This is a genomic window from Ignavibacteriales bacterium (assembly GCA_020635255.1).
GTDB lineage: Bacteria > Bacteroidota > Ignavibacteria > Tepidaquicellales > Tepidaquicellaceae > JAEYVS01.
Map to the genome: position 1 here is coordinate 884,996 of JACKAC010000002.1, position 14,960 is coordinate 899,955.

The window sequence follows — 14,960 nt, forward strand, 5'->3', positions numbered from 1 at the left end:
TATCGGTATAAGATTTTTACAAACGATTAAACACGACAGGAAATAAAACTAGATGGCAGACAGGAATACTCCATTAGATAAAATAAGAAACATCGGTATCATGGCTCACATCGATGCCGGTAAGACGACTACGACTGAAAGGATACTTTACTATACAGGTAGGCTTCATAGAATGGGTGAAGTACACGAAGGCGGTGCTACTATGGACTGGATGGAACAGGAAAAGGAAAGAGGTATTACCATTACTTCAGCGGCAACAACATGTGAGTGGGAAGGTCATAGGATAAACATTATTGATACACCCGGACACGTAGATTTCACTGCTGAGGTTGAGAGGTCACTTAGAGTTCTCGACGGCGCGGTAGCATTATTCTGTTCAGTAGGCGGTGTAGAACCCCAGTCGGAAACAGTTTGGAGACAGGCAGATAAGTATAATGTGCCTAGACTTGCATTTGTAAATAAGATGGACAGGACAGGCGCTGATTTTTATCATGTTGTGCAGATGATGAAGGACAGGCTCAAAGCCAATGCAGTGCCGATCCAGATTCCGGTTGGTCAAGGCGACATGTTCGCAGGTATTATCGACCTGATCAGGATGAAGGCAAGGATGTATAATGATGAGACACTGGGTGCTACTTATGAAGACGTCGATATTCCGGATTCATTAATAGACAAAGCTAACGAATACAGGCAAAATCTGCTCGAGGCAGTATCCGATATAGATGATACGCTCCTCGAAAAATTCCTCGAAGGGCAGGAGATAACCGAAGACGAAATTAAAAATGTATTGAGGGAAGCAACAATACAGGTGAAGATTATTCCTGTAATGTGTGGATCCGCATTTAAGAATAAGGGTGTACAGAGCATGCTTGATAAGGTAGTAGAACTTCTTCCTTCACCGAACGATATCGGCGAGATAGAGGGACACCATGCTCACACGGATGACCATATTGTCAGAAAGATAAATGAAAATGAAAAGTTCACGGCGCTTGCATTTAAGATAATGACCGACCCGTTTGTAGGAAGGCTTACATTCTTTAGGGTTTATTCAGGTAAGGCGGCAGCCGGAAGCTATGTTTATAATTCCGTTTCCGAAAAGAAGGAAAGGTTCGGAAGGCTTCTCCAGATGCACGCTAATCACAGGGAAGAGATCAAGGAAGTTTACTGCGGTGATATCGCATCCGCGGTAGGATTGAAACATACGAGAACTGGTGATACTCTATGTGATGAGTCAGATCCGATCATTCTCGAAAAGATATCCTTCCCGGAACCGGTTATCCAGATCGCGATCGAACCTAAGACGAAAGCAGATTCTGATAAGCTTGGTGAGTCTCTTGCGAAACTTTCCGATGAGGATCCGACGTTTAGAGTAAGCACGGATGAAGAGACAGGACAGACACTAATAGCAGGTATGGGTGAACTTCACCTCGAGATCATTGTAGACAGGTTAAAGAGGGAATTTAAAGTAGAGGCAAATGTTGGGCGTCCGCAGGTAGCTTATAAAGAGACTATCAGGGGCAAAGTTCAGCAAGAAGGCAAATTCGTCAGACAGTCCGGAGGTAGAGGGCAGTTTGGACACGTGTGGATCGAGCTCGAGCCGAATGAAAAAGGAAAAGGATATATATTCGAAGACGCTATTGTCGGCGGATCTATTCCGAGAGAATATATACAGCCTGTTTCACAGGGTATTCAGGAAGCAATGAAGAACGGTGTGCTTGCAGGTTATCCTGTAGAGGACATTAAGGTGAAATTATACGACGGTTCATACCACGATGTTGACTCATCGGAAATGGCGTTTAAGATCGCCGGTTCGATGGCTTTCAAAGCAGGAGCTTTAAAAGCAAACCCGGTACTTCTTGAGCCTATCATGGAAGTCGAAGTGGTAACGCCGGAAGAATACATGGGTGATGTTATGGGTGATTTGAGTTCGAGAAGAGGACGAGTCGAAGGTATGTCACAAAGAAGCGATGCGCAGGTCATCAAGGCGCTGGTACCGCTTTCAGAGATGTTTGGTTACGCGACGGAATTAAGGTCTATGTCACAGGGAAGAGCAATGTACAGCATGCAGTTCTCCCATTATGATGAGACACCGAAGAGTGTATCCGAGCAGATCATTGAGAAGTACAAAGGAAAGAAAGAAGCAGTTACGGCTTAATATAGACAGTTCTTTAAAAGTTAAGGGTCAGTTCCAAAAGTTTAGCCAAAGGTAACACGGAGGCAAGGAAATCTCGTCAATCAGACACGAGAAACGCTCTATAAAAATTCTTTTTGTGGCTTTGCGCCACATGGCACAAAGAGCCGCGAAAAGGATTTTCCATCCTGGGTCAGTAGCTCAGGCGGTTAGAGCGCGTGCCTTATAAGCACGAGGTGGGAGGTTCGAGTCCTCCCTGACCCACAAGTTTTTAGTGGGTCGGGAAGTAATGACCAAATAATAAAAACAAAGATTTAAAAAAATAAAAAAGTAATCCAAAAACATTAAGGAGATCTAATTAATGGCAAAAGAAAAATATGATGTTTCGAAGCCGCACGTAAATATTGGTACGATAGGACACGTTGACCATGGAAAGACGACTTTGACAGCCGCTATCAATATGGCACTGGCAAAAAAGGGGCTTAACAAAAAGGTAATGAAATTTGATGATATCGATAAAGCTCCTGAAGAAAAGGCGAGAGGTATTACCATTGCAACTGCACACGTTGAATATGAAACAGATAAGAGACACTATGCGCACGTTGACTGTCCGGGTCACGCTGACTATGTGAAGAACATGATCACAGGTGCTGCGCAGATGGACGGTGCTATTCTCGTAGTAGCTGCAACTGACGGTCCTATGCCGCAAACAAGAGAGCACATCCTTCTTGCTAGGCAGGTAGGTGTTCCGAAAATCGTTGTATTCCTGAACAAAGTGGATGCAGCAGACCCTGAACTTCTTGAGCTTGTTGAAATGGAAGTTAGAGAGCTCTTAACAAGCTACGGATTCCCTGGAGATGAAATTCCGGTGATCAAAGGAAGTGCATTAAAGGCTATGGAAGCTGCAGTAGATGAAAGTGCTCCAGCCGATGACGAAAGGTTCAAGCCGATCTATGAGCTTATGGATGCAGTTGATGATTATATTCCTGAGCCAACAAGAGAAGTTGACAAAAACTTCCTTATGTCAGTTGAAGACGTATTCTCTATCACAGGTAGAGGTACAGTGGCAACAGGTAGAATTGAAAGAGGAAAAGTCAAAGTCGGTGAGGAAGTTGAGCTTATCGGTTTAGGACAAAACAAAAAGACTGTAGTTACAGGTGCGGAAATGTTCAACAAAGAACTCGATGAAGCAGTAGCAGGTTATAACTGCGGACTTCTTCTCAGAGGTGTTGATAAGAATGAAATCGAGAGAGGTATGGTTCTTGCAAAACCGGGTTCCATTACTCCTCATAAGAAATTCCAGGCACAGGTTTATATCCTGTCAAAGGAAGAAGGTGGAAGACATACGCCGTTTACAAATAACTACAGACCACAGTTTTATTTCAGAACTACTGACGTGACAGGTGTTATTACTCTGCCTGAAAACGTACAGATGGTTATGCCAGGCGATAACGTTGAGCAGATCAATGTTGAGCTTATTGCACCTATAGCGATGGAAGACGGATTAAAGTTCGCTATCAGGGAAGGCGGAAGAACTGTTGGAGCAGGTATCGTTACAAAAATCATTGAATAATAACACTTAATTAAGGCGTACTTTGGCTTCACAAAAAATCAGAATAAAACTCAAGTCCTACGATCATACATTACTTGATAAATGGACCGAGAGGATTATAAAGACTATCAAATCGACCGGCGCAGTGGTAAGCGGTCCGATACCTCTTCCTACAAGGAAGAACGTATATACCGTGCTCAGATCACCGCACGTTGATAAGAAGTCGAGGGAGCAATTCGAAACAAGGTCTCACAAGAGGCTTATTGATATTCTGAATTCTTCCAATAAGACAATCGATGCTTTAACAAAGCTCGATCCTCCCGGCGGAGTAGATATAGAAATCAAGGTATAACTCCCGGGCGTAAGCCCGGGTTGTACCTTTTTGTTTTATACTTGAGTTCACAAAATATAAAGAGCGACCAAATAATGATTGGAATTCTTGGAAAAAAATTAGGAATGACGACATACTTCACTCCTGAGGGTGATGTTATATCCTGTACTGTAGTTGAGGCAGGACCATGTGTCGTAACACAAATAAAGACCGCCGAAAAGGACGGCTATACTGCCGTACAGGTTGGTTACGGTAAAAAGAAGGAAAAGAGGGTAAAGAATCCTCAAAAGAGCGTATATAAAAAGCTGAAGATCGACGCACCGAGCATAGTAAAGGAAATAAGAGACTACCCGGTTGGAGATCTGAAAGAAGGTGATGAAATAAAGGTTAGTATGTTTAAGGAAGGTGATAATGTAAAAGTAACCGGAACCTCCAAGGCAAAGGGCTTCCAGGGTGTTGTAAAGAGGCACGGTTTTGGCGGTGGAGTAAAGACACACGGACAGAGCGACAGATTAAGAGCTCCGGGTTCTATTGGTCAGAGTTCATATCCTTCAAGGGTTTTCAAAGGAATGAAGATGGCAGGAAGAATGGGCGGAGTTCAGAAGACCGTAAGAAACCTAAAGGTTGTAAAGGTGATCGAGGATTCTAATTTGATCCTATTGAGCGGTCCGGTACCCGGCGTGAAGTCCAGCGTTGTTGAAATCTACAAAAATTAAATCTGAGAGGCATATAGCTTATGAAATTAAACGTATATAAGATAGACGGCAAGAAGTCTGATGAGACAGTTGATCTGCCGGATGAGGTATTTGGAGTAGAGCCGAACGAGCATCTGCTTTACCAGGCAGTAAGAGTGTATCTTTCCAACCAGAGACAGGGTACACATAAAACCAAGGAAAGATCAGAAGTAAGAGGAGGCGGTAAGAAACCTTTCAGACAAAAAGGAACAGGTAGGGCCAGACAGGGAACAAGCAGGTCACCTCTAATGAAGGGTGGTGGTACTATATTCGGACCAAGACCTCACAAATACAGATTATCTCTTCCAAAGAAGGCGGCAAGGCTTGCAAGGAAGAGCGCTCTCAGCCTTAAGGCAAAAGAGAACGAGATAATGATAGTAGAGGACTTTACGTTTGAAGCTCCAAAGACAAAGGACCTTTTCGGTATCCTTTCACTTCTCAAGATCAGTGATAAAAAGATTCTGCTTATATTACCTGAGAAGAACGAGAATTTATATAAATCAGGAAGGAACATTCCTAAACTGGACGTACAGATATCGGACAAAGTAGCAACATACCAGCTTCTCAATAACGGTATGATACTGCTTCAAAAGTCTGCAATTGAAAATTTGTGTAAAAGTTTATCATAAGCAAAAATGAAAACAGTTTTAATAAGACCGCTTGTAACGGAAAAAAATACAATGCTTCAGGAGATGAATAACCAATACTCTTTTGAAGTAGCAAAAGATGCCAATAAGATCGAGATTGCAAAGGCGGTCGAGAAAAAGTTTAACGTACGCGTAGAAGACGTTAAGACTATGGTGATGAAAGGGAAAAAGAAATCGCAGTTCACACGCGCAGGAAGGTTTGAAGGATTTAGGGCAGACAGGAAGAAAGCGGTAGTTAAACTTCACGAGGACGACAGTATAGATTTCTTTACAGCTGAGGTATAATAACCCGGGCATAACAAAGTAATTTCTATTGAAAAATACTCTCAAGTTGGATTCGCGTCTGACATCTGACGGAAACCTTAAAACAAGTAAGTCCGTCTTAAGAGAATATTACAAAAAGGTACAAAAGGGGGTATCGCAAAGGGATAAGGAAGCAGGTATAGATATTAATCTGGTTCTTTATCCTAAATTTTTTTCAGAGAGCAGGAGAGAAACTGTTCTAAATACTGAAGAGAGTAATATTGACAAAGCCGCCCGCATTCAGAACACTTCTCCCGAGGCGATACGGATACTCCATAAGTCACAGGGTTCTATAAAAGTAAAGGATTTTTCGAAGAAGGTTTTATCAATCAGCAAAATGTGATGAAAGACCGTTACGAACTATTTATAGATACGGATGTTTTTACAGACCATTTGACATTTAAACCAAAAGGTACCTCAGCGGAATCTATATTAGTAAAAACGATCGGTCTTTTCAGTTCATACACATCGGTTTTTAATGTTTCGGAAGTTCTAGCCGCTTGTCCTGACAAAAGAACTTCTAATAGAGCAGTAAAAGCATTTTATGGGATATCGGTTCTGGGAATCCCATACAGATACTCGATAAAAATAGCCGATGTTCTTAGAGAGATTAAAAAAAAAGCCCTAACCTAAGCTATAGGGATGCCGTAATAGTAGCAGTATGCTCGGAAACTAAGCTGCCGATTTTTTCGTTAAATAGTAGTAGATACGGTGATATTTTGAAGAAATTTCGGGTAAAGATGGTAAGTAAAGAAGCAGTTTTAAAGTACAATTCTCCGGAAAAAATTTTAAAAGCTTAATAACATATGAAACTAGGTAAACAGTATACAAGCAGAGAAAACCAATCAACGGATATTTATCTAAAGGAGATCAGTAAGACGACTCCTTTAACTGTTGAAGAAGAGATAGAATGCGCAAAGGCGATCAAGAAAGGGGATAAAAAAGCTCTGGATAAACTGGTACGAGCAAACCTCAGGTTTGTCGTAAGTGTTGCAAAGCAATATCAAAACCAGGGATTATCTCTCAATGACCTTATCAATGAAGGCAATTTAGGCCTTATTAAAGCGGCAAAGAAGTTCGATGAAACCAGGGGATTCAAATTCATTTCTTACGCGGTATGGTGGATCAGGCAGTCAATACTTCAGGCTCTCGCAGAGCAGTCGAGGGTTGTAAGACTTCCTCTTAATATCGTACAGCAAAAGAGTAAGATATCAAAGACTATCAGTGAGCTCGAGCAAAACAACGAAAGAACACCTAACGTTCTTGAAATAGCGGAAGAATTGGATATGAGTGTTTATGAAGTTCAGGAAACATTGAAAAATTCCGGCGGTCACGTATCAATGGATGCTCCGAGCATTCACGGTGAAGATACAAAGCTTATTGATATAATGCCTAACCAGAATGAGAAACTTCCCGATACGGACCTCATGAATGATTCGTTGAGGATCGAGATCGAGAGAGCGCTCGATACGCTTTCACAAAGAGAAAAGGAAGTTGTAAAATTGTATTACGGATTGGAAAAGGAAAATCCGCTAACATTGGAAGAAATTGGTGACAAGTATAAACTGACAAGAGAGCGTGTGAGACAGATCAAAGAAAAAGCGATAAGAAGATTAAGACAGGCATCTAGAAGCAAAGCATTGAAAGCCTATTTAGGGCAATAGTAACAGGCATTACTTATCTGGTAAATGCAGTCTGTGAAAACGGACTGCATTTTTTATAAATACTGGTTAATTTCATATTTTTTGCCCCCGTAGGCTAATGGATAAACCGGCAGACTACGGATCTGCATTTAGAGGTTCGAATCCTCTCGGGGGTACAAAAAAGCACTCATTTCTTGAGTGCTTTTTTTTATAATTATTTTAAAATAAAAAAATATTAAATTAAAGTAATAACACAGTAAAATTAATTATTAAAGGGTATATGTCACTTATTAAGTTGTTAAAAAAATTTAATGGAATAATTATTATCATTAGTTTTTTAATTACTCTTTTATCCCTGGTGTTTTCTGATATTTTGATATTTATAATAGGAATTTCATTAACTATAATTGCATCAATTTTTTTACTTGTAAATTATTATAAAAATAGGAAAAGAAAAAAGTACAGTTCTAATTTTGATTCTTTAAGGGTACATTCTAAATCCTATATAAGGGGTTTGAAACCTTTTGAACAAGGTGAACAACTTTTTGGTAGGAATTCGGATGTATTAAAAATCAATTCTATCATAGATGCTGATAACTTCAAGTTCGGCTATTTAAGCGGCGAAGCTGGAGTTGGAAAAACCTCATTAATTAGAGCCGGTGTAATGTCTAATTTTGCATCAGCTAATAAACTAATCTTTTATATTTCTTCAGTTAAAAGTAACCCAATAAATGCAATTGAAGATGTTCTTTTTAAAGACACTAAGCATAGAGAGGATATTAAAACATATTTGATTAAGAACTATAAGACTAAGAAGGTAATTTTTATTCTAGATCAATTTGAAGAATTTTTTGTATCTGTAAAATCCTTTAGTAAAAGAAGCATGATAATTGAAGAGTTATCAAGTTTGGTGTTGGATGCCGGGACAGATATTTCAATTTTTATATCAATAAGAAAAGATTTTGTTGATGATTTGCAAGAATTCGCTCCTAAAATTGAGCAACCTACTGATCACCGGTTCAGTATGAGATTAAAAAAATGGGATTCGCAAACTGCATCTGAAATTTTCTTAAAAATGGTAAGGAAGGACAAACTAAATATTTCTGAATCCTTATGCAAAGAGGTTATAAGTGATTTGTCAAATAATGGTCTAATAAGTCCTGTCGAAATACAAATCGTTGGACAAATTTTAGATCAAAACCAAATTTTGGATTTACATCTATATAAAACAGCGGGAAGAGCATCAACAATACTTAGTAATTTTATAAAAGATTACATAATCAATATAACAGTAACTACGAACCAATCACTAGAAAAGGATATTTGCCGATTTTTCTTAAGAAATTTATGTTCTATTGAAAATGATGCTAAGAAATCTGAAGGTGAAACAATTATCCGTCTTTTAAAGGAAACAAAAGAAACAATTGTTAAATACGATAAAAAATTATTAGTTGATGATGGTAAACAGTTTGAGGAAATATTTTACAAGGTTATTGAAAAGTGTTTTAAAGAGTATATAATTGTTTATGAGAAAGGAAATAAAATAAATTTAGCTCACGATTATATTGTACCTGCTATAAAAAAAGCTACAGTTGATATAGAAACAAATGAAGAACTGGCAAATAAGTTGTTATTTAAATATCTAGAGAATAGCCGTGTATATACTAAATTTCGAATTCCCTTAAAGAAATACTTCTTCATAAAAAAATTTGCGTCAAAAAATTTAATATCTGAATTAAATATACGTAAATTATTAAAGAAGAGCTTAAATCTTTATATTATAAGGACTATATTACTACTAGTTATATTTATTCTTTCTCTTATCTTTATTTTCCCGCCTAAAGATATCCTAATCTCACAAGATTGTATTGATATAGAGTATAGTAATTGGTTTGTCAACTATAAAGATCATCTTGGAATTAGTATTAATGATAGCAGAAATTTAAAAGTTTGGAATTTAAAAAACTTAAGCGTTATCGATGAACCCAATATTACATTTGAATCCTATTTTCCTAGTAGAAATGCTTCATGGTTTTTTTTGAGTGATTCTTCTAAATCTTATTTGTATAATGTAGGAGCCCAAGAAATTTCTAATAGTTATTTAGATAGTTTTCCAACAAATTATGGAACCGGATTGTATTCTAATAATGGAATTAGTGATTATAGTGTTTCCAGAGTAGAGTTTAGCCCAGATGAATCATGGTTATCGATGATTACAAGTGATGGACAATTTTATTTGTATAATCTTGATTCAATGAAGTTAGTAAAAAAAATTAGCTTGTTTAAATCCTCTTGGAACACACGTCGCCTATTGTTTAGTGAGAATTCTAGATATTTATTTATACATGACTTTGATTTTGATCGTAAATATCAAAGATTATTTATTTTTGATTTAAACAACTTATATTTTAGAATTTTTGAATTTAAGCATTCGGATTTTTATTTAGATGAAGGGAATAGTATTACCCCTTTTGTAAGTCCAAATGGAGAATATATTGTTTTAATTAGAAAATTAGATATGTATTTTTTTAAATTCTCGCAATTATTGGAACCAATTTATTATGATATTGTTCCATTTTTTACTTTAGAGAAAAATGCAAAAATAAAAGAGAAAGAAAAAAATATTTTTGGAAGCAGTGGTGGTCATATAGCTTACTCGGTCGCATTCACACCGGATTCTAAATATCTATTATTTTCCACAGACAATAAAGATTATTCTTATCGTTATTCCCTAAATATTTTTTCTACTGAAACAAATGAAGGATTTCGAATTCCTCCATTTACACTTGAATCTTTTTTTCCATTTGAAATTTCAATCAGTAACGACTGTAATTCATTTATTCTGAATACAGATGGAATTAATATCTTTTACTATGATCTGCAGAAGAAAAAGGTCTTATATTATAAGCATTCTAGTAGGAAACCAAACTTCTGGTCTGAATACTTATTTAGTTTTAGTCCAAATAATCACTATATTGCAAGTAACAATGAATCAGGCCGAGTCTATTGTTGGCAAGTAGATTCATCAGTAAATTTAGATGATTATATTGCGTATTATCCGAGAAATTCAAATATTAGAATTTATTGGGATGAAAGTAGTGAATACCTTTTTACATACTCTAATAATGAAATTAATTTTGGAAAAATTTATGAGCCTCTAACAAGTGAACGCGTTAAGTCAGATATCCAAAATATAGTTGTGTCTTCAGATCAAGAAAAATTGATTGTTTTGGAAAGTGAAAATGTTGAAATATTAAAAAAGAAGAAATTGATCTGGGGGTTTTTACCAGTGTATAGTTTTAAATGGCCTAAAATGTATAATCCAAAAAGTTTTTTCGAAAAAGATTTATATTTTTACCGTTGATCATGATTCTTATTCAATTTATTTTGAATGTTTTTACATGTTCTAAAATTGTATAATAAATTACTTTTTTAAAATTATGTTAATCGACAAATTTATAAAATGAGATACTGGTACAGGAATTTTCTCTTGATCACTCTTCTTTTCACTCCGATGATTGTATTTTCCCAGGGACGTAATATGACACTTTTGAATAAGTTCAACCCGGCGAACCCCTCTCTCCAGGAATGGGTTTATTCTGCTCTTTGGGGATACGTTGCGCCGGACAATAAAGAATATGCTATATTAGGAGCTAATACCGGAACTTACTTTTATGAGATAAGGAACGATACAACATCACGTTTTGTGGGCTTTGTGCCGACAGGAGCAAATCCGGGTGATTTTGGAAATTACTGGCGTGAAATGAAAACGTATTCGCATTATGCATATATTGTTTCAGAAGCGGATACGAGTGGTGTACAGATAGTCGATCTGCAGTACCTACCGGATTCGGTGCATTATGTGAAGAAATTCCTAGCGCCCGGGCACAGTTCAACACACTCTATATCACAATCGGGACATTATCTTTATTTGAACGGTGCAAATTCTAGTTTTGGGCACGGTACCGTGATAATGGATCTTACTAATCCCGAACAGCCTGTTGTAAGGGGTAAATGGAATGATCTTTATGTGCATGATTGCAGAGTAGTGAATGATACTATATGGGCATGTAATATATCGGATCCATTTGTGACAGTGATAGATGCGACGAATAAAGACAGCCTTAGAACGATAACGCAATGGCAGAACCTGCCTTTCCCTTCACCGCATAATATCGCTCTGACACCGGATAGAAAGTATGCGTATGTGACAGATGAGAATACACATCCCGGTCGATTAAAAGTATGGGATGTACAGGACCTAAACAACATTACTTTGCAGAATACATGGGCACCGCCTGGATTTGAGACGGCAATCGTGCATAATGTCGAGATATATGATACATTAGCAGTGGTCGCGCACTATACTGCGGGAGTGAGGGTGCTGAACATCTCAAATCCTACTAATCCGGTCGAAATAGCATGGTACGATACATTTCCGGATAATAATGTCACCGACTACGACGGAAACTGGGCCGTGTATATGTTTCCGTCCAAGCTCATTATAGCATCGGATGAGAAGTACGGATTATTTGTTTTACGTCCGGATCTAAATCCTACACCGACAATACCTGTTGCAGATTTCATTGGAACTCCGACAACAGTAGAAGTTGGTGACAGTGTGAAGTTTTACGATGTCTCCACTGGAGTCCCGGACAGCTGGCAATGGACCGCGACGGGAAATCAAACTATTAATTCGACAGCACAAAATCCAATAATGCATTTCACCCAGGTTGGGCAGTATACGGTTAAGCTAAAGATTAGTAATTCGTTTGGAACCGATTCTCTGGTAAAGGCAAATTATATTAATGTGATTCCGGCAGTGCTTCATCCGTTTTCATTTACATTGTCTGGCATTCAGACAGTGCTGACAACTCCTACCGATACAAACAAGGTAACTTATAAATGGACGAAGTCTTCGAGTGGCTCAAATATCACATATAAATTTAGGGCCCAGAAATTCGGTGGAACGGCATTCAGGTTATTAAATAGTAACGGTAATGGGAACGATACCTCAATTACATTCACAAAGAGCTATCTGGATTCGCTAGCCAGAGATTTCGGTCTGAACGGTGATTCTCTTCTTGTAACATGTAAGGCATATGCGTATAACGGTTTTGACTCGCTGAGCACCGGAAATAGCCTGATATTGAATATAAAAACTAATACCGTTGGCATTAATCTGATCTCTTCGGAGATCCCGGGTGAATTTAAGCTTGAGAATAATTACCCGAATCCATTTAATCCTGAGACAACAATAAAATATCAACTTCCAAAATCCGCGCTAGTTATGATCAAACTTTATGACATAACCGGCAGGGAAGTATCCACTCTGGTAAATCAACAGCATGAAGCAGGCTATTACGATTTTAAATTCAATGCCTCGTTTCTAGCGAGCGGAGTATATTTTTACCGTATACAGGCAGGAGATTTTACAGATATAAAGCGAATGATGTTGGTGAAGTAATTCTAAAAATAAATTTAAGATTTTACATGAAAAAGCACTCTTTTCCGAGTGCTTTTTCATTTGTATAAATGAAAATATTCGCTTACATTTTAATAACTTAGCCCAAATTTAATTTTCTCAAAATTAAATTTTAAAAAAATGAGACACTCACCCAAACTACTACTATTTATTGTATTATTATTTTTATTCCACTTTGTAACTGATCCGGTTTTTTCTCAAAGCGTCAATATGAAAAAGCAGATCAGTTTTAATCCATCTTTTACATATTCAGCTTGTTGGGGATATGTAGCACCAAATGGGAGGGAGTATGCGATCCTGGGCGCGTATGATGGAACTTATTTTTATGAAATAAGAAGAGATAGAATAAGTAATTTTGTTGGATTTGTACCAACCGGGGGCGCTCCTAACGATTTTGGAAATACCTGGCGTGAAATGAAAACATATTCGCATTATGCGTATATAGTTTCGGAGTCGGATACGAGTGGTGTACAGATCGTCGATCTTCAATATTTACCTGATTCCGTACATTATGTCGGGAAGTATCTTGCTCCGGGTCATAGCTCTACGCATACCATTTCCCAGTCCGGACCGTATCTTTATTTAAACGGCGCTAACTCTGATTTTGGTAATGGAACAGTTATATTAGACCTTACAGTGAATCCCGAACAACCCATTTTAAGAGGAAAATGGACCGAGAGATACGTCCACGATTGTCGTCCCTTGAATGATACTATATGGGCTGCTAATATTAGTGATGGGTACCTGTCGGTAATTGACGCGACAAATAAAGACAGCCTGCAGACGATAACAAGCTGGCAGACATTACCCAGTCCTTTCACTCATAATTGTGCATTAACATCAGACAGGAAATACATTTTTACTACTGATGAAACGTTGTCACCTCCCGGAAAGCTCAAAATCTGGAATATTGAAGATCTGAACAATATTATTGCGGTCGGCTCATGGAAACCAGCAGGTTTTTCAAACTCTGTAGTACATAATGTTGAGATATATGATACGCTTGCTGTTATTGCTCATTACTCTGCGGGGGTTAGGGTGTTGAATATTTCTAACCCTGCAAACCCGGTTGAAATAGCCTGGTATGATACTTACCCCGATAATAACAATACAAATTACGAAGGATGCTGGGGAGTTTATATGTTTCCCTCCGGTCTAATAATAGGATCAGATAGGAAATATGGGCTGTTTATCTTAGATCCTGTATTAAACCCGGTTCAGACGATACCCCACGCAGATTTTATTGCTATACCCACCACGATTGAAGTAGGAGATACTCTTGGTTTTGTAGATTTTTCTTCAGGTTTACCGGATAGCTGGGAATGGACTGTTACAGGAAATCAGAATTTCAACTCGAACCTTCAGAATCCGTCTTTTATATTTTCACAAATAGGACAGTACTCCGTGAAATTAAGAGCCGGTAATTCACTTGGTTCCGACTCTATAGTAAAGGTTGATTATATAAATGTAACTCCTCCTGTTTTGCATCCTTACTCTTTTACAATATCCGGTATCCAGACACTATATACATCTCCAACAGATACAGGAAAAGTCACATACTATTGGACATTGCCCACAACCGCACCGGGCATTACATATAAATTCCATGCACAAAAATTCGGTGGAACGGCTAGTCGCTGGCTGAATAGTAATTCAAATGGAAATGATAACTCAATCACATTTACTAAAAGTTATCTCGATTCGATGGCGAGAGATTTTGGCTTAAACGGGGATACTCTTCTGGTTACATGCAGGGCATATGCCTATAATGGGTTTGACTCCCTGGTTACGGGAAACAGCCTTATACTGAACATAAAAACTAATACTGTTGGCATTAATCTAACTTCTTCCGAGATCCCGGGTGAATTCAGGCTTGAGAATAATTACCCAAATCCATTTAATCCTGAAACGACAATAAAATACCAACTTCCTAAGTCTGCTTTGGTAACGATCAAGCTTTACGACATAACCGGCAGGGAAGTATCCACACTGGTAGATCAACAGCATGAAGCAGGCTATTACGATTTTAAATTCAATGCCTCGTTTCTGGCGAGCGGAGTATATTTTTACCGTATACAGGCAGGAGATTTTTCGGATATTAAGAGAATGGTTTTAGTAAAATAATTTTATTGAA

At 37.9% G+C, this 14,960-nt stretch carries 12 protein-coding genes and 2 tRNA genes; all 14 read left to right on the forward strand.

Annotated features, from left to right (window positions below):
- The first annotated feature begins 52 nt into the window (after window positions 1-52).
- The 14 genes from fusA (at window position 53) to H6614_11970 (ending at window position 14,950) form a co-directional block, all read left to right on the forward strand.
- Window positions 53-2,155 carry an elongation factor G gene (gene fusA / locus H6614_11905; GenBank protein MCB9244371.1) on the forward strand — a complete coding sequence of 701 codons (2,103 nt, stop codon included), beginning with the start codon at window positions 53-55 and terminating at the stop codon, window positions 2,153-2,155.
- 166 nt (window positions 2,156-2,321) lie between these two features.
- Window positions 2,322-2,395 (forward strand) — tRNA-Ile (locus H6614_11910).
- A 97-nt stretch (window positions 2,396-2,492) separates the two neighbouring features.
- Window positions 2,493-3,704 carry an elongation factor Tu gene (gene tuf / locus H6614_11915; protein MCB9244372.1) on the forward strand — a complete coding sequence of 404 codons (1,212 nt, stop codon included), beginning with the start codon at window positions 2,493-2,495 and terminating at the stop codon, window positions 3,702-3,704.
- 22 nt (window positions 3,705-3,726) lie between these two features.
- Window positions 3,727-4,035 (forward strand): 30S ribosomal protein S10, encoded by a 309-nt coding sequence (gene rpsJ / locus H6614_11920; protein MCB9244373.1) that lies wholly within the window; start codon window positions 3,727-3,729, stop codon window positions 4,033-4,035.
- Window positions 4,036-4,109: 74 nt separating this feature from the next.
- Entirely contained in the window at window positions 4,110-4,730 is a 621-nt protein-coding gene (rplC, locus tag H6614_11925) for a 50S ribosomal protein L3 (GenBank protein ID MCB9244374.1), read from the forward strand.
- Between the two features lie 20 nt (window positions 4,731-4,750).
- Window positions 4,751-5,377, forward strand: a complete 627-nt coding sequence (rplD, locus tag H6614_11930) for a 50S ribosomal protein L4 (GenBank protein ID MCB9244375.1) — start codon at window positions 4,751-4,753, stop codon at window positions 5,375-5,377.
- A 6-nt stretch (window positions 5,378-5,383) separates the two neighbouring features.
- Entirely contained in the window at window positions 5,384-5,680 is a 297-nt protein-coding gene (gene rplW / locus H6614_11935) for a 50S ribosomal protein L23 (GenBank protein ID MCB9244376.1), read from the forward strand.
- Between the two features lie 28 nt (window positions 5,681-5,708).
- Window positions 5,709-6,041 (forward strand): hypothetical protein, encoded by a 333-nt coding sequence (locus H6614_11940; GenBank protein ID MCB9244377.1) that lies wholly within the window; start codon window positions 5,709-5,711, stop codon window positions 6,039-6,041.
- Window positions 6,041-6,331, forward strand: a complete 291-nt coding sequence (locus H6614_11945; GenBank protein MCB9244378.1) for a hypothetical protein — start codon at window positions 6,041-6,043, stop codon at window positions 6,329-6,331. Before H6614_11940 ends, H6614_11945 begins: the two co-directional genes overlap by 1 nt.
- A gap of 173 nt (window positions 6,332-6,504) precedes the next feature.
- Window positions 6,505-7,362 carry an RNA polymerase sigma factor RpoD/SigA gene (locus tag H6614_11950; protein MCB9244379.1) on the forward strand — a complete coding sequence of 286 codons (858 nt, stop codon included), beginning with the start codon at window positions 6,505-6,507 and terminating at the stop codon, window positions 7,360-7,362.
- Between the two features lie 83 nt (window positions 7,363-7,445).
- Window positions 7,446-7,517, forward strand: a tRNA-Arg gene (locus H6614_11955).
- A 338-nt stretch (window positions 7,518-7,855) separates the two neighbouring features.
- Entirely contained in the window at window positions 7,856-10,705 is a 2,850-nt protein-coding gene (locus H6614_11960; GenBank protein MCB9244380.1) for a hypothetical protein, read from the forward strand.
- Window positions 10,706-10,804: 99 nt separating this feature from the next.
- The gene (locus tag H6614_11965; GenBank protein ID MCB9244381.1) at window positions 10,805-12,808 is read left to right on the forward strand and encodes a choice-of-anchor B family protein; all 2,004 of its coding nucleotides are present in this window, start codon (window positions 10,805-10,807) and stop codon (window positions 12,806-12,808) included.
- A 228-nt stretch (window positions 12,809-13,036) separates the two neighbouring features.
- The gene (locus tag H6614_11970) at window positions 13,037-14,950 is read left to right on the forward strand and encodes a choice-of-anchor B family protein (GenBank protein MCB9244382.1); all 1,914 of its coding nucleotides are present in this window, start codon (window positions 13,037-13,039) and stop codon (window positions 14,948-14,950) included.
- Window positions 14,951-14,960: the final 10 nt, after the last annotated feature.

Bases quoted from the DNA above. Each gene is read 5' to 3' on its own strand.
- H6614_11945 (MCB9244378.1), top strand. From the start codon at position 6,041: ATGAAAGACCGTTACGAACTATTTATAGATACGGATGTTTTTACAGAC.
- fusA (MCB9244371.1), top strand. From the start codon at position 53: ATGGCAGACAGGAATACTCCATTAGATAAAATAAGAAACATCGGTATC.
- rplD (MCB9244375.1), top strand. From the start codon at position 4,751: ATGAAATTAAACGTATATAAGATAGACGGCAAGAAGTCTGATGAGACA.
- H6614_11965 (MCB9244381.1), top strand. From the start codon at position 10,805: ATGAGATACTGGTACAGGAATTTTCTCTTGATCACTCTTCTTTTCACT.
- tuf (MCB9244372.1), top strand. From the start codon at position 2,493: ATGGCAAAAGAAAAATATGATGTTTCGAAGCCGCACGTAAATATTGGT.
- H6614_11950 (MCB9244379.1), top strand. From the start codon at position 6,505: ATGAAACTAGGTAAACAGTATACAAGCAGAGAAAACCAATCAACGGAT.
- H6614_11970 (MCB9244382.1), top strand. From the start codon at position 13,037: ATGAAAAAGCAGATCAGTTTTAATCCATCTTTTACATATTCAGCTTGT.
- rplC (MCB9244374.1), top strand. From the start codon at position 4,110: ATGATTGGAATTCTTGGAAAAAAATTAGGAATGACGACATACTTCACT.
- rplW (MCB9244376.1), top strand. From the start codon at position 5,384: ATGAAAACAGTTTTAATAAGACCGCTTGTAACGGAAAAAAATACAATG.